The organism is Sorangium sp. So ce321 (assembly GCF_051530195.1).
In the GTDB taxonomy this organism is placed as follows: domain Bacteria; phylum Myxococcota_A; class Polyangia; order Polyangiales; family Polyangiaceae; genus Sorangium.
Window position 1 is genome coordinate 6,909,676 of the sequence record NZ_CP150329.1, and the last position, 18,604, is coordinate 6,928,279.

16 protein-coding genes are annotated in these 18,604 nt (G+C 71.2%); 10 read left to right on the forward strand and 6 right to left on the reverse strand.

From position 1 onward, the window contains the following. Window positions 1-32: 32 nt before the first annotated feature. Together WME89_RS25515 and WME89_RS25520 are read right to left on the reverse strand one after the other, a co-directional pair. On the reverse strand, window positions 33-1,277 hold the full coding sequence (locus WME89_RS25515) for a VWA domain-containing protein (protein ID WP_438011677.1): 1,245 nt from the start codon (window positions 1,275-1,277) through the stop codon (window positions 33-35). Window positions 1,278-1,319: 42 nt separating this feature from the next. Beyond that, window positions 1,320-3,044 (reverse strand): hypothetical protein, encoded by a 1,725-nt coding sequence (locus tag WME89_RS25520; RefSeq protein WP_438011678.1) that lies wholly within the window; start codon window positions 3,042-3,044, stop codon window positions 1,320-1,322. A 424-nt stretch (window positions 3,045-3,468) separates the two neighbouring features. On the opposite strand from WME89_RS25520, the gene WME89_RS25525 reads away from it, so the two are divergent. Both WME89_RS25525 and WME89_RS25530 read left to right on the forward strand, forming a co-directional pair. Continuing rightward, a complete protein-coding gene (locus tag WME89_RS25525) occupies window positions 3,469-3,672 on the forward strand; it encodes a hypothetical protein (RefSeq protein ID WP_438011679.1) in 204 nt (67 codons plus the stop codon). A gap of 160 nt (window positions 3,673-3,832) precedes the next feature. Next, window positions 3,833-4,696, forward strand: coding sequence for a fibrinogen-like YCDxxxxGGGW domain-containing protein (locus WME89_RS25530; protein ID WP_438011680.1), 864 nt, complete (start codon window positions 3,833-3,835; stop codon window positions 4,694-4,696). Window positions 4,697-4,787: 91 nt separating this feature from the next. On the opposite strand, the gene WME89_RS25535 is transcribed toward WME89_RS25530, so the two are convergent. The 3 genes from WME89_RS25535 to WME89_RS25545 all read right to left on the reverse strand — a co-directional run bounded on the left by WME89_RS25535 (window position 4,788) and on the right by WME89_RS25545 (window position 7,365). Continuing rightward, entirely contained in the window at window positions 4,788-5,390 is a 603-nt protein-coding gene (locus WME89_RS25535; protein ID WP_438011681.1) for a peroxiredoxin, read from the reverse strand. A gap of 11 nt (window positions 5,391-5,401) precedes the next feature. Continuing rightward, entirely contained in the window at window positions 5,402-6,031 is a 630-nt protein-coding gene (locus WME89_RS25540; RefSeq protein ID WP_438011682.1) for a DUF3501 family protein, read from the reverse strand. 431 nt (window positions 6,032-6,462) lie between these two features. Continuing rightward, complete coding sequence (locus WME89_RS25545; RefSeq protein ID WP_438011683.1) at window positions 6,463-7,365, reverse strand: AraC family transcriptional regulator; 903 nt, start codon at window positions 7,363-7,365, stop codon at window positions 6,463-6,465. 104 nt (window positions 7,366-7,469) lie between these two features. Between WME89_RS25545 and WME89_RS25550 the strand changes: the two genes are divergently transcribed. The 6 genes from WME89_RS25550 to WME89_RS25575 all read left to right on the forward strand — a co-directional run bounded on the left by WME89_RS25550 (window position 7,470) and on the right by WME89_RS25575 (window position 14,232). Beyond that, on the forward strand, window positions 7,470-7,850 hold the full coding sequence (locus tag WME89_RS25550) for a cupin domain-containing protein (RefSeq protein ID WP_438011684.1): 381 nt from the start codon (window positions 7,470-7,472) through the stop codon (window positions 7,848-7,850). 613 nt (window positions 7,851-8,463) lie between these two features. Continuing rightward, window positions 8,464-10,101, forward strand: a complete 1,638-nt coding sequence (locus tag WME89_RS25555) for a basic secretory protein-like protein (protein WP_438011685.1) — start codon at window positions 8,464-8,466, stop codon at window positions 10,099-10,101. Window positions 10,102-10,446: 345 nt separating this feature from the next. Next, window positions 10,447-11,553: a glycoside hydrolase family protein gene (locus WME89_RS25560; RefSeq protein ID WP_438011686.1), complete on the forward strand. Its 1,107-nt coding sequence runs from the start codon at window positions 10,447-10,449 to the stop codon at window positions 11,551-11,553. Next, complete coding sequence (locus WME89_RS25565) at window positions 11,550-12,188, forward strand: RNA polymerase sigma factor (protein ID WP_438011687.1); 639 nt, start codon at window positions 11,550-11,552, stop codon at window positions 12,186-12,188. The genes WME89_RS25560 and WME89_RS25565 overlap by 4 nt, the downstream gene beginning before the upstream one ends. Further along, the gene (locus tag WME89_RS25570) at window positions 12,181-13,167 is read left to right on the forward strand and encodes a hypothetical protein (protein ID WP_438011688.1); all 987 of its coding nucleotides are present in this window, start codon (window positions 12,181-12,183) and stop codon (window positions 13,165-13,167) included. The genes WME89_RS25565 and WME89_RS25570 overlap by 8 nt, the downstream gene beginning before the upstream one ends. 9 nt (window positions 13,168-13,176) lie before the next feature. Next, window positions 13,177-14,232, forward strand: a complete 1,056-nt coding sequence (locus WME89_RS25575) for a hypothetical protein (RefSeq protein WP_438011689.1) — start codon at window positions 13,177-13,179, stop codon at window positions 14,230-14,232. A gap of 17 nt (window positions 14,233-14,249) precedes the next feature. Here the strand turns inward: WME89_RS25575 and WME89_RS25580 are convergent, their stop codons facing one another. After that, window positions 14,250-15,095 carry a LamG domain-containing protein gene (locus tag WME89_RS25580; protein WP_438011690.1) on the reverse strand — a complete coding sequence of 282 codons (846 nt, stop codon included), beginning with the start codon at window positions 15,093-15,095 and terminating at the stop codon, window positions 14,250-14,252. A gap of 288 nt (window positions 15,096-15,383) precedes the next feature. Here WME89_RS25580 and WME89_RS25585 point away from each other — a divergent pair, with 288 nt between their 5' ends. Next, on the forward strand, window positions 15,384-16,838 hold the full coding sequence (locus WME89_RS25585) for a DUF1592 domain-containing protein (protein ID WP_438011691.1): 1,455 nt from the start codon (window positions 15,384-15,386) through the stop codon (window positions 16,836-16,838). A gap of 52 nt (window positions 16,839-16,890) precedes the next feature. Further along, complete coding sequence (locus WME89_RS25590) at window positions 16,891-18,468, forward strand: DUF1552 domain-containing protein (RefSeq protein WP_438011692.1); 1,578 nt, start codon at window positions 16,891-16,893, stop codon at window positions 18,466-18,468. Window positions 18,469-18,604 lie beyond the last annotated feature (136 nt).

The following is an 18,604-nucleotide window of genomic DNA, read 5'->3' on the forward strand; positions in this document are numbered from 1 at the left end:
GATGCGCCGGGCGGGCGAGGACCCGACGCGGGTCAGCGCGGCTCCTCGACGGTGGGGCAGCCGAACTCGACGCGGACGCTCTCGGCGCCCACCGACTTCACGTGCTCGCAAGTGGCGCCCTTGATCACGATGGTCGGCGGGGTCGTCGAATCGTCGTAGTCCCAGCCGTCGTCGCCCGGCTTCGGCAGCACCTCATCATCGATGAAGACGTTCACCTTCGCGCGGTCCGGCGGCTCGGACTGCAAGGCCAGCTCGCAGCTCCGCACGAGGTCCCTGGTGATGCTGATCAGCGTCTCGCCGAGGCCCGCCGCATCCACCACCTCGAAGTAGCGGGGCGAGGTCTCCGCCGTGGCCGTCCCGCCCTGCACGGCGAGCTCGTCCAGCACGTTGGCGTAGGCGGTCGTGCCGGGGATGCCGACGACGAAGGTCCTGATACCGGCCGCGCTCAGGTCCTTCACCTGCTGCACGGTGCGCGCGTCGTCGAGGCACGCGTCCGCCGCGGCCCCGGCGCAGCAGTTCTCCACGACCATCGGACAGTCCCCATCGATGTTCGTGGTGCAGGTCGCGGCCGCGCAGCTCGGGGCTGGGTCGTGACCGCAGTTGGGGCCCCCGTCGGTGGCCAGCAGGACGTACCTGTCGCCCTCGAGCGCGCTGCCGGCGCCCGCCGTGAGGTACTGCAGCGCGCGCGAGAGGGCGTCCGCGGTCGGCGTGGCGCCGCCGGGGGCGGTCGCGTCGAGCTGGCCCTTGATGGCTGGGACCGCGGTCTCGCCCGGAGCCACCGCGACGCTCAGGCCCGTGCCCGGCTCCAGGCCGCAGTGGTCGTCGGAAGGAAAGACCTGAAGCCCGACGGACATCCTGTCCTGGATGGCGTCGAGCGCCGACCCGATGGCGCTCTTCATCATCGTCCAGCGGTCGCTCTCTCCCCAGCTCTTCGTCATGCTCTCCGACCGATCGAGCAGGAGCACGAGGTGCACCTGCCGCGGCTGCGCGTCGACCTGCTGGCCGCCGCAGTTGCCGCCGTCCCCGCCGTCGCCACCGCTCCCGCTCACGCCGGGGCCCATGAAGCCGCCGCCGAGCGAGGGATCTCCTCCGGCCGTTCCGCCGGAGTCCGTCCCGCTGGAGGTCATCCCGCCGGCGCCGCCGCTGCCGGAGGTGTCACCGTCGTCGCGCGTCCCGCCCTTCGATCCCGAGCAGCCGGACGCGAGCGCCCAGCCCAGCAGCCCAAGGGACGTCAGGAACAAGGAGCGAGCGCATATCTCGCGCATGTTGCCGTTCATATCCATTCTCCTCGACACGAGTGAACGAGCTCGCACACTGCGTTATCCCGGGGGAATGCGGCAGATGCCGTTGTAACACTGCACTGCCCCGGCGTTGCAGCACTCGGACGTCGCGCTGCAGAGCTGTCCGTACTCGGCGCAGTACGTCGGCGGGCTGCCGCCCGCGCCGCCGGTGCCGCCGGTCGCGCTCGTGCTGTCCGCGCCGCCGGCGCCGCCGGTCGCGCTCGTGCTGCCCGCGCCGCCGGTGCCGCCGGTCGCGCTCGTGCTGCCCGCGCCGCCGGTCGCGCTCGTGCTGCCGCCGCCGGTGCCCGCAGACGACGACGAGCCCGGGGTCGTGCACGTGCCCGAGCCGTCGCCCGGATCGAGCTCGCAGGTGGTCCCGACGCAGCAGTCGCCGTTGTTCGTGCAGGCGCCGCCCTCCGAGACGCACCGCGGCGGGGGCTCGCCGGGGGCGCCGTAGCACTGCAGCCGCCCGTCGGCGTTCGGCACGCAGGGCGCGCCGTCGCAGCAGTCGTCGGACGAGGAGCAGTCGTCGCCGGTCTCGCGGCACGCCGTCAGGGCGTTGCAGCGCGGCACGCCGAGCGCGTCGAGCCGGCAGTTGCTGGCGCTGCCCAGGTAATTGCAGCAGTTGTTGGGAGCGCTGGTGGACGTGTCCGAGCAATAGCTGTCCTTGAAGTGGCAGACGCCGCCCTGGGGCGTGCAGCCCGTGGGGTTGCGGCAGCGGCCGATCTCGCCGGCCGGGTCATCGGACGTGTCGCAGATCACGTTGCCTGCGCCCGGCAGATCGGCGGTGGGGTCGCCGCCGCAGCAGTCCTCGTTGCGCCGGCACAGCGCGCCGTTCACGCGGCAGCCGCTCGGCGGCTGGCAGACGGCGATCCCGGTCGGGCCATAAGGGGCGCAGACGCGGCTGCAGCAGAATCCGCAGCTATCGCAGACGGCGCCGTCGATGCCGCCGCTGCTGCAGCGGGTGGCCGTAGCCGGCTCGGCGCCGCAGTGGCCCGCCGCGTCGGACGCGCTCGCCTTCACGCACACGCCGGTACAGCAGTCGCTGTTGCTCGTGCAGACGTCGTCGCGCTGCACACAGAACGAGGAGTTCAGGACGCAGCGGCCGTCTCGGCCGCAGAGCCGGGAGCAACACTGGCTGTCCTCCGTGCACAGGTTGCCGCCGGTCTGGCACGCGGCGTCGCCGTTGATGTCGCTGCACGTCCCGTCGACGCACATCCCGCTGCAGCAGGCGGTTCCGCCTTCCGCGCAGTCGGATCCGTCGACGAGGCAGGCGGCGGCGCCGCACCTGCCCGCGGTGCAGTTGAGGCTGCAGCAGTCGGAGGGCTCGTCGCAGGCCGCGCTCGGCCCCAGGCAGACGCTGAGCGGCGAGGCGCAGGTGCTCGTGGCGCTGTCGCAGATGCCGGAGCAGCAATCGCCGGAGCTCGCGCACGCGTTGCCGTAAGGCTCGCAGGTCGGCACCTCGACCCCGGTGTCGGCGCCGCCCCCGCCGGTCGCGCCCGCGCCGGCTGTCTCCGCGCCTCCGGCGCCGGTCGCGCCCGCCCCGCCAGAGCCCGCCGCCTCCGCGCCGCCCGCCCCGGTCGCGCCCGCCCCGCCAGAGCCTGCGGGCCCCGTCGCGCCGACCCCGCCGGCGCCGCCTTCCCCGGAGCCGGTCGCCCCGCCGGCAGCGCCGCTGCCGCCCATCCCGGCGCCCCCGGAGGTGGCCCCGCCGGATCCGCCGCTCGACGAGCTACCGTCGGTCGCGCCCGCGGAGGTCGCCGACATGCCGCCTTGTCCGCCTGAACCGGTGCTGTCACCCGAGCCACAGGCGCCGGAGAACCATAACATGCCCACAGCCGCGACGATTCGAGAGACGCGCATACACCTTCCTCGCTTGACCGCGTCGTCGAAACCGACGCAGTCGCAAGCAACCAGCTTCGCTCAGCTGGGCAGGCCCGTGGATCTTTTCTTCTCGGGCGCGACACCGTATGACAACTTTTGTCGCACGTGGTGAGCCTCGTGAGCGCAGCGCACACAGGCACGCTGCGATGCAGGCCAGCTCAGCAGCTGAAGAAGGTGCGCTCTCTGACCGAACCGACGCTCGCCAAGGAGCCGTGAACGGCAGAGCTGCTCTAGCCGACTCGAAAGGAGATCCCGCCAGGACGCCAGGAGATCTCAGGGGTGCGGCCGAGCTCGGGGCGATGCGGGCATGTGCAACGACAATTTCCCCGCCGCCATCGAGCTGACGTCCTGCTGGAGATGCCACGTGATCCCGTTCTCGGAGCTCGAGCAGCCTGGATGGGGCCAGCGGTTCGAAGCGATCGACCTGACGCAGATCTGGGGCATCCAGCTCAAGTTCCGGCCCAGGCAGGCATTCGACGTCTCGGTCGACGACATCCCGTTCTTCCTGTAGCCGCTCCCCGCGCTGTCCCCGAGGCCGTGGCTTGCCGCGGCGCGCTCGCGCGGAGCGCGGGCTCGCTTGCAAAGCCAGTGGTGAGGCGGTAGCGTCCGCGCGGCGTGGGTCATCGCCAATCAGGGCCGGACGAGGTGACGCGGCGGGAAGACGAGGCGGGATGAAGAGCGGGTCCGCGACATGGGTGTGGGCGACGTGGTGCCTCCTGGCCTGCGGGTGTACGGCGCTCGCCGGGCTCGATAAGCCCTATCACCTCGCGACGGGCGCCGGGACGGGCGGTGACGACCCCGGCGGCGGCGGGGCCGGCGGCGGCCCGCCCGCGGATTGCGCCGAGGAGGCGAGCTCAGGGTGCGTCTACGCGCGGTGTGGCGACGTGCCCGCGAGCGCCCCGGGCGGCGTCTACACGCTCGACCTCGACGGGGACGGCCCGGAGGAGCCGCTGCAGGTCCACTGCGGTGAGCCGGCGGACGGCGACAGGTGGGCGCTCGTCTACAACAGCGTCGGATCGGCGGACGGCGCGACGCTCCCGTTCTGGAAGGTCCTGTATGACGACCGGCTCACCGCCAAGGGGGAGCCGTCGATCGACGGCAACCATTACCAGCCCTCCCTGTACGTCGCCGGCCGGGAATACCGCGATGAGGTCGAGGACATCGCGGGCACCGTCGCCGAGGTGATGCGCGCGACCGCCGAGGGCATCGATACGGAGGACATGCACCTGCTCACGCCGATCCGCGTGGCCGGGGACGGCAATCTCTTCGACTGGCAGTTCGGCACCGGGTGGGCGTCGGCGGACTTCGACAGGGACACGAAGGGCGACGGCAACTGCTCGAGCGCCTACGCGGGCGTCACGCAGCACTACGGGAACTGCTTCGTCTACAACCTCGGCGCGGACGACGACGAGCCGATCGCCGACGAGGGCTGGGGCCCGCACATGGAGACCGTCGTCGCGACGTCGTACGGGCTCTCGGACGACGGCAGCGTGTACACCCGCGTGCAGCGCATCTCGCGATGGACCCGCTGGTGAGCGCGCCCCGCGCGCGCAGGCCGGGCGCGCTGCGCGCTCGCCCGCGCCATGCCCGGGGGCTGGCGCCTCCTGCGGTGGGCGGGCGAGCCGGTCAGAGCTGCTCGGCGTGCTCGGAGAGATAGGCGGCCACACCCGCGGTCGAGGCCGTCATGCCGCGCTCGCCTTTCCGCCACCCGGCCGGGCAGACCTCGCCGTGCTGCTCGTGAAACTGGAGCGCGTCGACCAGCCGGATCAGCTCGTCCATGTTGCGCCCGAGCGGCAGGTCATTGACGATCGCGGAGCGCACGACGCCGTCCCGGTCGACGAGGAACGCCGCGCGAAGGGCGACGCCGTCGTCGTTCTCGACGCCGTAGGCGCGGCAGATCTCGTGCTTCACGTCGGCTGCCAGGGTGAAGCGGACCGGCCCGATGCCGCCGCGCTCCACGGGGGTCTCGCGCCAGGCGTGGTGCGTGTATTCAGAGTCGATCGAGACCCCGATGACCTCGACGTTGCGCTCGCGGAGCGCCTCGACCCGGTGATCGAGCGCGATCAGCTCCGAGGGGCAGACGAAGGTGAAGTCGAGAGGATAGAACACAAGGAGACCATATTTCGACTCGATGGCCTTGGAGAAGCGGAACGCGGCGTTGATCGAGCCGTCCGGCAGGACAGCGGCGCAGGAGAAGTCAGGGGCTTTTTTTCCCACCAGCACGGTCATATCCATTCCTTTCACCGAAGATCGGCGACAGACGACAGCATGGGAGCGCGGGCGACCGGCGTGCTGTCCGCGCCGAGGCCCAGGGCGAGCTCGTCCACCGTCTCGCGCGGGAGCGCGACGGTCTCGAGCTCGCCCGCGTAGTGGACGCCCAGGTGGACATCCACGCTCCGCTCGAGCAGCGCGCGGGCGGCGTCGCGGTCGAGCGGGAACCGCAGGTATTGCACGGGGCAAGAGGGCTCGTGCACGGGGGAGAGCAGCTCGGCGGCGACCCTCCGCCCGCCGAGCATCAGCAGCACCACGGCTTGCCCCGCGACGAGGCCCTCGATCAGGGCCTGACCCGCGAGCCAGGGGCCGCCCTGGATCATGAGCGTGGCGGTGATCTCACCGGCCCTCGGGATGAGGCGGTCGTATTCCGCGACCTCCTCCGCGACGCGCTCGGGCCTCACGGGGCGCTCGAGCCAGAGCAGCTCCTGGATGTGGTAGAGGACCGTCTCGCGCGACTCGAACAGGACCGAGACGTGGCGCCCGACGGTCACGCGGCGCCGGCGCTTCAGCTCGATGATGTGGCCGCGGTACCTGGCGCGCACGAGGCCGTAGGCGTCGGTGGAGAGGAGATCTTCGGCGGCGAAGGCAGGGGTCATCGAATCACCTCATCCCGGCTCGGAGCGAACCCACGAGAAGGAGCACGGCGGCGCGCTCGGCGGCAGGGAGCGCGCGGAACGCCGCGCGCGAGGGGTCGGCCTCGCCGCCATGGCCAGAGGACGGCCTCCTCGGCGCTCCGGGCGCGGCGCGCGCCCAGCGAGCACCAGAGTCGGCACCAGCGCGCACGCCAAGAAGCTCCTGGTCATCCCTGCCTCAACCCTGGATGTCCCGGCGAGCGAGGCTCGACGGGACGTCCGAAGTAGCACTGGTCCTTCAGGATGTAAATGAAATTCACTTTCATTTTCAAAGAAGCTGGTGAGCGCGCTCGGGCCGGGTGCGCCACGAGGGGGAGCGAGGTCACCCCGCGCAGGGAGATCGACCGCGACCAGGCGACCGGCCCCGCCTGGGTGAAGCGGCGGACGCGCGGCAGCTACCGGCCCGGATCGGCCTTCGCTCGAGCCTTCGCGCGCTCGGAGGGGGCAGCGCCGCCCGGCGCTGCCGGGCGCCGCGCGAACGCCGCGCGATGGGCGAGCGGGCTGCGGCCGGTCATCGCGGCGAACGCGCGCGCGAAATGGCTGTGATCGCAGTACCCCGCGTCCGAGGCGATCCGCGCGACGGAGCGCGCCGGCCGGCGCACGAGCTCGGCGGCCGCCCACTCGATGCGGAGCTTGCGCAGCAGCTCGCCGGGCGCGACGCCGTACGCTTCACGGAACGCACGGGCGAAATACACCGGGTGCAGGCCGGCATCGGCCGCGAGCGCCGCGATCGTGAGCTTCTCGCGGAACTCGGTGCGGAGCCGCTCGTGGGCGCGAGAGAGCCACGCCGGGGGCGACGCCGGGCGCCTGCCGTCGTTCGCGAGCGACAGCGCCAGCATCTCGAGGGCCAGCCCCTCGACGAGCAGGGCCTTCGCGCGGTCGCTCGCGCCGAGCTCTCGCCGCAGACGGGACGCGAGGGCCGTCACGGCGGGGCGCGCGAGGACCGCCGCGCGCTCGATGCGGAGGCCGCACTCCTCCAGGAACGCGGGGTCGATCTCGAGCTCGACGTTGACGACGCCCGCGCTCGAGATGTCGTTCGCGTGGGGCTCTCCCGCGGGGCGCAACACGACGGCGCCCGGCTCGCAGCTCGCGGGGCGCGCGCCGCGGTGCTGAACCTCGACGAGCCCGCCGCCTGCGATCGCGGTGAGCGAAGGCTTCTCGTGCGCGTGCTCGCCGATGCGCATGCCGCCTGGGTAGAGGGCGACGGCGAGCCGCAGCCCGCGCAGCGACGCCTCGCCCGTCATGTACTCGCGACGCGCCGGGAGCGGCAGCTCTTGCGGGGCGCGACGGCAAGACATCGGCACGAGCGTACCGCCGAGGTTGCGAACGTACCAGCGGGGTTTCGCCCGTACGAGACGGGGCAGCCGGGGGCGCCTACGTTCCGCGGCGAGGAGGCCTCGCCATGACCACGAATCTCGACGATCGCTACGTCACGCGCATGGACAACAAGTACGGCGCTCTGACGCCCATCGACATTCCGGCCGAGGTGGCTGCCCACGAACCGTGGTTCAACCAGACCTTGACGCGGGTGAACGATGCCCTGGTGCGCCTCGGCATCTTTCGCGGCGAGTACCATTGGCACAAGCACGACGCCGAAGACGAGTGCTTCGTGGTGCTCGAGGGCGAGCTCTGCCTCGACGTCGACGGCCGGGGAACGGTGACGCTGGGCAAGCACATGGGCTACACGGTACCCAGAGGGGTCTTGCACCGCACACGCGCGGCGGAAAAGACCGTGGTGCTCATGATCGAGGCGGCGACGGTGACGCCGACTGGCGACCCGTAGCGCCTCCTCTGGCTCACTCGATCACCGAGTCCGTCACCTCGATCGGCGTGTCATCGTGGTGGATTTCATACGTCTCGTCGAACGCGGTCTCCTGCTTACAAGAAGCGGCGCCATGAGGGTGCCGAGTATTGCCCAACGGCGGGCGGCGTCCACTCTCTTCATGTGGTGCTCGTGTAACAAATGTGTCGCCTTGCGCTCGCGTCAAAAAGCGTGAATCCGCTCTGTTAAGGACTGTATGTGCCATGGTCGACGGCGTGATCGTCACGCCGGGGTCTGTGGCTCAACGATCCTTCACCAGCGCGACCTTGCGCCCCCGACACGAGGTGCCATATTGGCGCTCTGCCAGGTTGGACAGCGCGCTTCGCGCAGCGCGGCGCTCCTCTTGTTGAATCGATAGGCCTCTCCGGGAGAACACGGGACGCCGGAAGATCGTCGCGCCCGGCGGGCATGCATCCACGGGTGAATCCCCGGGATCTGCGCGCCTCGTCGAGGCGGTATGGCCTGCAGGGCGTATCTGGCCGACCCGAGGCAGTCCGGCGCTCTTGGCCTGGCGTGCGAGGACGTCGCTCGCGCTGGCCCCGGGCGCTCCGAACAGAAAAGGAAGACAAAGGCGATGAGAAAAGTTCTTCAATACACAGCAGCCCTCGCGACCCTTGCGGCGCTCTCGGCGTGCGTCGTCGGCGAGGAGCTCGGCGACGGCGACATCGAGTCCGCCGAGCAGGCGCTCGTGGACGAGAGGCTCGAGGGCGGCACCTTCTATGCAAGCACCTACGACTCTCCCGCGAGCGAGCGGATCGAGAAGGCCTTCGACGAGGACGTCGGGACGAAATGGCTCATCTTCGCGGGCCAGGGCTTCCTCCAGTACGACTCGCCGAACAACGAGGCGTACGTGCTCGGCTCGTACAGCATCTCCTCGGCGAACGACTATCCGGAGCGCGATCCGCGCGCGTGGCGGCTCCTCGGCTCGAACGACGGCTTGACGTGGACCGCGCTCGACACCCGCTCGAACGAGAGCTTCTCGGCGCGTTTCCAGACGAAATCGTACACGGTCTCCGGCGCGCAGGCGTACCGGAAGTTCCGCCTCGAGATTCAGCAGAACTTCGGGGGTTGGGGCGAGATCCAGCTCTCCGAGCTCGCGCTCTACGGGTCGCCCGGCACGCCGGTCCTGCCGCCTCCGCCCGTGATCACCGCGAGCGGCGAGAACGCCCCGCAGGAGACCGCGGCGAGGGCCTTCGACGGCCGGCCGATCAGCAAGTGGCTCACGTCCAGCAGCACCGGCTGGATCCGCTACGAGCTGCCCACCGCGTTCACGATCGACGGGTACGCCATCACCTCCGCGAACAACCTCCCCGCGCGCGATCCGAAGTCCTGGACGCTCCAGGGCTCCAACGACGGCGTGGCCTGGACCACGCTCGACACCCGCGCGGGCCAGAGCTTCAGGAACAGGTTCCAGCGCAACCATTACTTCATCAACAACACCACGGCCTACAAGAAGTACCGGTTCAACTTCACGAGCGACACCTCCGTCCTGCACCTCAGCGAGATCGAGCTCCTGCGGACCGACGATCCGTACCGCGCCGTCCTGCCGCAGACGGTCCAGTACCGGAACCTGTCCGCGACCCCGGGCGGACAGCGCTTCAACGACGCGGTCGGCAGCGCCTTCGAGCGGGACGTGCGCGAGATCTCGCGCGAGGTGATCGAGGGGCTCTATACGCAGCCCGGCGCGTTCTGGAAGCGGAGGAACACCCTGTACGTCGATGTTGTCGACGGGACGGGGGCCGCCTGGACGAGCTACAGCGGCGATGTGGCCACGGTGGGTTTCAACGCGTACTGGATCAACGAACGGTACACCAACGGCGACGACGTGCGGCACGTCATCCTCGGCGTGCTCTACCACGAGCTCGCGCACGTCTATCAGCTCGACGACGTGGGGACCGGCAACGGATACATCATCGAGGGGCTCGCCGACTCCATGCGCCTGCGCGCGGGGCATCACGACCTCACCGTCCGGACCGCCGGGAACTTCGTGCAGAACGACGGCGAGATGGCGACGTTCCTCCTCTGGATCGAGCAGTTCAAGAAGCCCGGGTTCATCCCGGCATTCAACAGGAGCCTCGCGCCGTACGACGCGCTCCCGTACGACGAGAGCGTCTTCGTCACCGAGACCGGGCAGACGCGCGCGGCGCTCTGGAACGAGTTCCGCGACCACTACTGGTGGGGCGTGGACTTCCCCGGCCCCGGCAGCCCCTGAGCGATACCTCCCCTGACCGCGCCGCCCCTCGCGGCGTGAGGTGCAGCATGCCCATCATCCCGGCCTCGGCGTGATCGCCTGCAAAGGCCGGGATGAAGCCCGTCGCCATGCGCACCGAGCCAGGCAGCATCGCCGGCTTGAGCTCGTTGGATCTGTTGGTTTTTGTAGGCGAATCAGTGGATCGTACCTCTTGGACGTCACGTTCGAGGGAGCCCTGCGCCGGGTTCATGGACAGCAGCGGAAGGCACAACCGGACGGGCGTGGGCCCCCGGGCCCCTCCGCATCCCCATCCCTCCATTTTTCATCACGGATCGGGGCGGCTCCGGTCACCAGCCCCCTCGAGCCATGCACCGAGCCCCCAGACCCCTCCTCTGCGGCATCCTCCCCCTGATCGCGCCCCTCCTGTCCGCCGCCTGCGGGGAGGGAGCGTTCCACGCGAGCACGGCCGGGGACGGTGGTGCTGGAAGTTTCCTTGAATCGACCAGCTCGGGTAGCGGCGGCGCGGGCCCCGTGGGCCCAGGCGGCACGGGGGGTGAGGCCGGGCACAGCGCCGGTGCGGGCGACGGCGGCAGCTCCGGCGACGGCGGCAGCTCCGGCGACGGCGGCAGCTCCGGCGACGGCGGCAGCACCGGCGATGGCGGCAGCACCGGCGATGGCGGCAGCACTGGCGATGGCGGCAGCGCGGCCGCGGCGCGCCCGTGCAAGCGCGGGGTCGCGTACGGCCACCACTCGGTCGCCGACCTCTCGGCCCTCTCGGCCAGCGTCGGCTGGTGGTACAACTGGGCGACCGTCCCCGACCAGGAGCTCCGGGGGGGCGACTACGTCGACCTCGGCGTCGAGTTCGTACCGATGGTCTGGGGCGGCAACTTCGACGCCGGCCAGGTCAAGGCGGCGATCCCGAGCGGGGCGAAGTACCTGCTCGCGTTCAACGAGCCGAACTTCTTCTCTCAGGCCAACCTGTCCGCCGCCGAGGCCGCGGCGCTGTGGCCGCGCATCGAGGAGATCGCGGACGAGAAGGGGCTCCAGATCGTCTCGCCGGCCGTGAACTTCTGCGGGGGCGGCTGCCACGAGACCGATCCGTTCGCGTACCTCGACGCCTTCTTCGCCGCGTGCGAAGGCTGCCGCGTCGATTTCATCGCGGCGCACTGGTACGCTTGTGACAGGCCGGCGCTCGAGTGGTACCTCGGCGAGCTCAAACGCTACGGGCGCCCGATCTGGCTGACCGAGTTCTCGTGCGGAGACGGCGCGGATCGGTCGCCCGAGGCGCAGGCAGCGTACATGCGAGAAGCGGTCCCCCTCCTCGAATCGGATCCCGATGTCTTCCGGTACGCCTGGTTCTCCGGGCGAACCGAGGCGATCCCCAACGTGGACCTGCTCGGCGCGAGCGGCGAGCTCACCGCGCTCGGCGAGCTCTACGTCTCGCTGCCCCACGCGGAGGGGTGCAGCCCGTGACCGCCCGCGCGGCGGTCGCTCCGTCGACGCCTCCGCCCGCCGGCCCGGTCCCGGCCGCGGTCCCCGCCGTGCCCGCGCCCGGCGTCCAGGCCGCGCCGCTCGACTTCGCCGCGGTGTACGAGGAGACCTTCCCCTTCGTCTGGCGGACCGTACGCCGCCTCGGCGTGGAGGCCTCGGCGCACGAGGACGTGTGCCAGGAGGTGTTCGTGGTCGTGCACCGGCGGCTCCCGGAGTTCCGGGGCCGCTCGTCGCTGAAGACATGGGTCTTCGGGATCGTGGTCAATGTCGTGCAAGCGCACCGGAGGTCGCTGCGCCGCAAGAGCCCGACCCACCGCGGGGCGGGAGAAACGTTGGATCCGGAGCTGATCGCGGGGCCGAGCGACCTCAGCCCCTACGAGGCGATGACGAGGGCGGAGGCCGCGCGCGTGGCGCACGACCTCCTGGCGTCGCTCGACGAGGAGAAGCGCGTGGTGCTCATCCTCGCCGAGCTGGAAGAGATGCCGGCGACGGAGATCGCGCAGGGTATCGGGGTGAACATCAACACCGTTTATGCGCGGCTCAGGGCCGCTCGACAGGCATTTTCCGACGCGGTGCACCGGCACCACGCCAGGATCCGGGGAGGCCGGCATGGGTGAGCTGGGAGCTGGCGAGCAGGCGCTCCTGGACGCCCTGCGCGACGAGGACGAGCCGACGAACGACGACCGGAGGCGGATGCGCGCGGCCGTGTGGGCGAGGCTCGGCATCGCCGGAGCGACCGCCGCGGCCGTGGCAACGGGCGCCGAGAGCGCCGCGGGGGCCGGCGCCGCGGGGGTCGGGGCCGCGGGGGCCGGCGCCGCGGGGGCCGGGGCCATCGGGCCCGCAGGCGCCGGGGTGGCGGTGGAGACGGCAGCTCCCGCCGCCGCGGGCGTGGCCGCGAAGGTGAGCACGGCGGCCGCGAAAGGGGCGGGCGTCACGCTGCTCGGCGCGCCGCTGAAGATCGGGCTCGCAACGCTGGTCGTGGGCCTGGCGACCGGCGCTGCGCTCTACTTCCCGGCCCGGGACGACGTGCCGAGCGCGCCGGAGGCGGCGAGGATCGCGGCCACAGCGCCACGAAGCCCGCAGGCCGCCGCGCTCGCCGACGGGACGCCTGCGCCCGCCAGACCCAGCGCGCCAGCAGGGGCCAGCGCGCCCGCGGAGGCCAGCGCTCCCGCCGGGGGCAGCGCGCCCGCCGACGGGACGCCTGCGCCCGCCGGAGCCAGCGCTCCCGCCGGGTTCAGCGCTGCGCCCCCAGCCGCGGACGGCGCCGCGCGCAAGCCCGCACCGCGCACGCCCACGGCGACGGCCGCCGGGAAGCCCGGCCCCGAGGGGCTCGACGCGGAGATCGCGTTGCTGCGCGACGCGCAGCAGGCGCTGCAGGCGGGCCAGTTCGCGCAAGCGCTCTCGAAGCTCGACGAGCACGCCAGCCGGTTTCCGCGGGGGGTCCTCTCGACCGAGCGCGAGGCCTCGCGCGCGATCGCGCTCTGCCGCTCCGGTCGCGCGGCGCCCGGAAGGGCGATCGCGGCCAAGCTGCTCGCGCAGAGCCCGGGCTCGCCTCTCGCGACCCGCGTGCGCGCCGCGTGCGGACAGGAGGAGTAGAGTGCGCAGGTGCACGTCTCGAGGTGGGCCCCGTCGGCCCTGCAAGCGCTGATCGTCACGGCGGCGCTCCTGCCCACGCGCGCGATCGCGGCGCCCACCGGGCCGCGTGCCGTCGATCTGCGATGGGAAGCGCCGGACGGGTGCCCCGCGGGAGACGAGGTCCGGAACGAGATCGTCCGCCTGCTGGGAGCATCAGAGCAGCGCCAGCCGATCGAGGTCGACATCGCCGTCGCTCGCGAGGGCGACGCGCGCCTCCGGCTCGCCCTGCGCATCCGCAGGCCGGCGCCCGGCGAGCGGGTGCTCCATGGCGACGACTGCGCGTCCATGTCGCGGGCCGCGGCGCTCATCGTCGCCATGTCGATCGATCCCGACGCTGTCGCGCGGAACGCCGCCGCGCAGCCCCAGGAGGCCGACGCCCCCCTCGCGCGCGCGCCGCGTCCACCGCCACCCGCATCCGATCGACCTCGCGCGGCCGAGCGACCTCGCGCGGCCGGCCGCCCTCCCGTGACGGAACGCCCTCCCGCGACGGAACGCCCTCCCGCGGCAGAGCACGACGTGGACGGCGCGCTCTGGCTGAGCGCACACGTCGAGCAGGCGCTCGTCCCGACGCTCGGCGTCGGGCTCGCCGCGGGAGGCGCGATCCGCAGCGGCTGGTTCCGCGCCGGCGGGGCGGCCGGCGTGGTGCCGTCGAGCTCGGGCCGCATCGCCGGGCAAGCCGCTGGCGCCGAGTTCCGGCTCTGGTTCCTCGAGATCGACACCTGCGCGCGCGCCCTAGGGCACCCCGCCGTCCGCGTGTACCTCTGCGCGCTCGGCCGCCAGCACTGGCTCATGGCCACGGGACGGCAGGTCGATGAGCCTTTCCACCGCACCGCGCCGATCTTCGCGATCGGGCTCGGGTCGCTGATCGAAGCGGACATCGCCCCTCCCCTGAGGGTCGAGGGAGCGCTGCACGCCGTCGCCCCGCTGCAGCGGCCCCGCTTCATCGTCGAGAACCTCGAGGGGACCGTGTATCGCCCCCCGGCCGCAGGCGTCAGCGCTCGCCTCGGCCTCGCGCTGGTCTTCTGAGCCTCAGGGCCTGACCCTCAGGGCCGATCCGGGCCGGCGCTCCAGGCGGCCTCCACCGCGCAGGCGGCCAGCGCCTCACCGTAAATGCGCAGCTCGTCGTAGCGTCCGTGGAAGTACGGATCCTGATCGAACTGGGACCGCCCGAGCCAGTTGTTCACGTCCTGGATCGCCGAGAGCGAGAACCCGACCGTCGCGCGGCCGAGCAGCGCGCCATCCACGTAAAGGGCCATGTCCGCCGCCTCGCCATCGACGACGACGGCGACCTGATGGGTCTCGCCGTCGTCGAGGCTCAGCGCGGTGGGGATCTCCACCTGGCCCGCGGCGCCGCTGTCGCTCGCGAGCGCGGCGACCCCCCGCACGTCGAAGCCCGTCGAGGGGGTGATGGCAAGGTATGACCGCCCGACGCTCCCATCGCCTTCGGGGGGATCCTCGCCGCCGCTGCCCACCCCGAGGTCGACGATCCGCATGTACGCCCCCCCGCTGCCGCGGGCGACCCACGCCATGACCGTGACGTCGCGCAAGCCTGCCAGGAGCCCCGCGGGCAGATCGACGTAATCGTCCTCGCCGTCGAGCGCGAGCCCCCCTCCCCCATCGAGGCTCGCTCCCCCGAGGACCTCGCCGTCAGCGTCGCCGACCGTATCGGCGACGACCGCCCCCTCACCGTCGAACGTGTACCGATGCGCCGCCGACGGCAGCTCATCACAAGGGGCGACACCGGTGCCCCCGTTGCCGCCGCTGCCGACGCCGCCCCCGCTGCCGCTGCCGCCCCCGCTGCCACCGCCCGCCGCTGCCGCCGGGTTCATGCGACCTACCGCGATCTCCGCGTCCGCCCCGCAGCAGGAAAGCCCGAGGAGCAACACCATCGTTGCAGTCTTCCGCGTACACGACATGGAATGACCCTAGCGCAGCTATGGCGTCGATTTGATCACGAAAACCGCGCGCGCCGGACACGAGGGGAAAACTGCCGATTCCACACGCGGGAGCCGACGATGACGTTCAGACCTGACCGACTTACCGCGAGTCTATGGCTCGCCGCGGGCGCATGTCTCCTGAGCACCTCGTGCAATGGCGTCCTCGGAGGCGTCCTCGGATCCAGCGGTGATCCGGAGCAAGACGCCGCCATCGACCCAGGTGGGATGCCTTTGCACCACATGACGGCATCGGAGTACAACAATACAGTCGCTCACCTCCTCGGAACGAGCCTGAGGCCCGCGGACGGCTTTCCCGCCTCCGGCGCGAAGGGCTTCGACGCGAACGCGAGCGCGCTCTCGAGCCTCTCACAGGTCCTGGTCCAGGGATATTACGACGCCGCGAAGGAGCTCGCCGCGGACGCCTTCTCGAGCGACGCGCAGCGCGCCGCGATCCTCGTGTGCGACCCGGCAGAGCGCGCGGACGCCGGATGCGCGCGCGACATCATCGAGCGCTTCGGGCTGCGCGCCTTCCGGCGCCCGCTCCAGGAGGCAGAGGTCGAGCGCTACGTGGCGCAGTACACTGACGCGCTGACGGCCCTCGAGATGTCCCCCGTCGAGGCGGTGCAGCACGTCGTCCGGACGCTGCTTACATCGCCAAGCTTCCTCCTGAGGGTCGAGATCGGCCCCGACTCGAAGAGAGCGCCGGGCGCCCTCAACGGCCACGAGATCGCTTCGCGCCTCTCGTACCTGCTCTGGAGCTCGCTCCCTGACGAGGCGCTCTTCGACGCGGCGGAGCGCGACGAGCTGGCCACCGAGGACGAGCTCCGGCCGCAGGTGGACCGGATGCTGGCCGACCCGAAGAGCGCCGCGTTCCTCCAGAACTTCTTCGGGCAGTGGCTCGGGACCCGCACGCTCCCCAGCCACAACGCCGATACGTCGCTGTTCCCGCTCTGGAATGACGATCTGAAGGGCGCGATCCTCGATCAGGCCAACGCCTACTTCGCAGACTTCACGACCGGCGGGCGGCCCTGGTCCGAGTTCCTCACGGCGCCCCACCCGGAGAGCCCGCTGCTCGCGCCGCTCTACGCGAACGACCCCGAGGGTGGGCGCGGCGGGTTCCTCACGCTCCCCGCGTTCCTGACGCTCTCGTCGCGCGCCGATCGGACGTCCCCCACGTCGCGCGCGAAGACGATCCTGATGCAGCTCTTCTGCGTGCCCATGGCGCCGCCCGCCAACGTGGACATCCCGGAGCTCGGCGTCGCGAGCGGGGACGGGGTCCCCATCGATAACGTCCGCGAGCAGCTCGAGAAGCACCGCGAGTCCCCCGATTGCGCGAGCTGCCACGACGTGCTCGACCCCATCGGGCTGAGCCTCGAGAACTTCGATCCGACCGGCGCCTACCGGACCGAGTACCCGAACGGCGACGCGATCGACGCGAGCGGCACGTACGATGGCACGGAGTTCCAGGACATCTCCGGCCTCCTGCCGGAGCTCCAGAAAGAGGCCCGGTCCGGGGCCTGCCCCTCCGAGCAGCTCTTCGCCTATGCCCTGCGCCGGACCCCGACCTCCGAGGACAGGCCCGCGCTCGAGGAGATCACCGCGCGCTGGGACGGCGGGACGATCGCCGATCTGGTGAAGGAGGTGGTGACGAGCGAGGCGTTCCGCCTCCGCCCCGCCAGGGGCGAGGCACGGTGAGCCGACAGGCGCTGTTTCCGCAAGAGATCAGGCACGAAGGAGCGACGCGCACATGAAACGCTTGATGACACGCAGGAGCTTGTTGCGGGGTGCGGGCGTCTGTCTGGCGCTGCCGTGGCTCGAGAGCCTCGCGCCGCGCGGCGCCCGCGCGGGGGAGGCCGGCACGCCGAAGCGCTTCTTGCTCTGCACCTTCCCGAACGGGGCGCCGCATCACTGGTGGGAGACGGCGCCCGCGTTCGGCAAGACGCTGAAGGGCGCCGATTTCAAGCTGCCGAGGGTGCTCGAGCACTTCGCGCCGGTGAAGTCGAAGATGCTGATGGTAAGCCGCCTCGGCAACTACACGTGGAGCAAGGAGCAGAGCCCGTCCCTCGAGCCGTCCCACTCGCGCTGCACGGCCGCGCTGTCGACGTGCGTGGACGCCGATCAGCTCGGGAGGGACCTCGGGCAGGACCTCGGCGAGTGGGTGGGCAACGGCGTCTCCGTCGACCAGCTCATCGTCCAGAAGGCCGGGCCGGAGCAGGCGACCCGCATCCCGTCGCTGCAGACGGGGCTCGGGGTCAAGCCCGGCTTCTTCGACGGGCGGAGCTACGCGTACAACCAGGCCGTCTCCTGGAAGAGCCCGCGCGAGCCGCTCAAGCGCTCGGTCAACCCGAAGGCGGTGTTCGACGCGCTCGTCAACGCGGGCGCGGCGGGCGCGGCGCCCGTGGCCGGGCAGACCGCCGAGCAGGCCAGGATCGAGGCGGAGCGCCGCGCGGCGACCGAGAAGAGCGTGATCGACGCCGTGCTCGCGGACGCGAATTCGCTCATGAGCAAGGTCGGCTCGGAGGATCGGAAGATCGTCCAGCAACACCTGGATTCGCTGCGGGAGATCGAGAAGAACGTGACCCGCATCCAGTCGACGATGACCCCGGGCAGCCTGGGCTGCGACCCGATCCGCGAGCCCGGGGTCGTCCCCGAGCCGCCGGGCCAGCAGGAGGGGCTCAACGAGAACGACAGCACCGAAGCCGGCGAATACAAGCACGACGATCACGCGAACGTCATGATCGATCTCATTGTCATGGCCATTCAATGCGACGTGACGCGCGTCGTCACGCACATGCTCGACGACGCGCGCTCCGAGTTCGAGTACAGGTGCATCCCGGCGGACGTCCGCGCGAAGGTGGGCCTCGAGTACCGGGAAGGCAGCAGCCTGCACTACCACGCCTGTCAGCACGGCCCCGGCAACCTGGACAGCGCGACACAGGACGGCCGCTACAAGATCGCCGCGGAGAGCAACCTCGATTTCGCGGCGATCAACTGCTGGCTCGGCCAGAAGACGGCGCAGCTCGCGCAGCGCCTCGACGCGATCCGCGAGGGCGACGGGACGGTGCTCGATCACTCGGTCATGGTCTACATGAGCGAGATGCGCACGCACGATCACGACGCGTACGACCTGCCCATCGTCCTCCTGGGCGGCGACGGCGTCTTCCTGAACGACGCGCACGTCGCCTACGAAGCGGTCGGCAGCGACCGCCAGCTTCGCGATCTCTGGTTCACGATCATGAACCAGTACTACGACCTGGGCGTCGCGTCGTTCGGCGACGATCTCCGCGGCACGCCGAACGCGCTGCTCGAGGAGATCTTGCGGTAGCCCCCTGAAGAATCCCCTCATGTTGCAGCTCTTTCCAGCGGGGAAATTGAACAGGGAGGCGGGGAGACAGGGAGTATTTTGAAGACTTCCCTCCCCGTCTCCCCGCCTCCCTGTGAATTTTCCGAAGAATTTGAGG

Bases quoted from the DNA above. Each gene is read 5' to 3' on its own strand.
- WME89_RS25550 (WP_438011684.1), top strand. From the start codon at position 7,470: ATGACCACGAATCTCGACGATCGCTACGTCACGCGCATGGACAACAAG.
- WME89_RS25560 (WP_438011686.1), top strand. From the start codon at position 10,447: ATGCACCGAGCCCCCAGACCCCTCCTCTGCGGCATCCTCCCCCTGATC.
- WME89_RS25520 (WP_438011678.1), bottom strand. From the start codon at position 3,044: ATGTCGGCGACCTCCGCGGGCGCGACCGACGGTAGCTCGTCGAGCGGC.
- WME89_RS25590 (WP_438011692.1), top strand. From the start codon at position 16,891: ATGAAACGCTTGATGACACGCAGGAGCTTGTTGCGGGGTGCGGGCGTC.
- WME89_RS25570 (WP_438011688.1), top strand. From the start codon at position 12,181: ATGGGTGAGCTGGGAGCTGGCGAGCAGGCGCTCCTGGACGCCCTGCGC.
- WME89_RS25515 (WP_438011677.1), bottom strand. From the start codon at position 1,277: ATGAACGGCAACATGCGCGAGATATGCGCTCGCTCCTTGTTCCTGACG.
- WME89_RS25540 (WP_438011682.1), bottom strand. From the start codon at position 6,031: ATGACCCCTGCCTTCGCCGCCGAAGATCTCCTCTCCACCGACGCCTAC.
- WME89_RS25530 (WP_438011680.1), top strand. From the start codon at position 3,833: ATGAAGAGCGGGTCCGCGACATGGGTGTGGGCGACGTGGTGCCTCCTG.
- WME89_RS25585 (WP_438011691.1), top strand. From the start codon at position 15,384: ATGACGGCATCGGAGTACAACAATACAGTCGCTCACCTCCTCGGAACG.
- WME89_RS25555 (WP_438011685.1), top strand. From the start codon at position 8,464: ATGAGAAAAGTTCTTCAATACACAGCAGCCCTCGCGACCCTTGCGGCG.
- WME89_RS25580 (WP_438011690.1), bottom strand. From the start codon at position 15,095: ATGGTGTTGCTCCTCGGGCTTTCCTGCTGCGGGGCGGACGCGGAGATC.
- WME89_RS25545 (WP_438011683.1), bottom strand. From the start codon at position 7,365: ATGTCTTGCCGTCGCGCCCCGCAAGAGCTGCCGCTCCCGGCGCGTCGC.
- WME89_RS25525 (WP_438011679.1), top strand. From the start codon at position 3,469: ATGTGCAACGACAATTTCCCCGCCGCCATCGAGCTGACGTCCTGCTGG.
- WME89_RS25535 (WP_438011681.1), bottom strand. From the start codon at position 5,390: ATGACCGTGCTGGTGGGAAAAAAAGCCCCTGACTTCTCCTGCGCCGCT.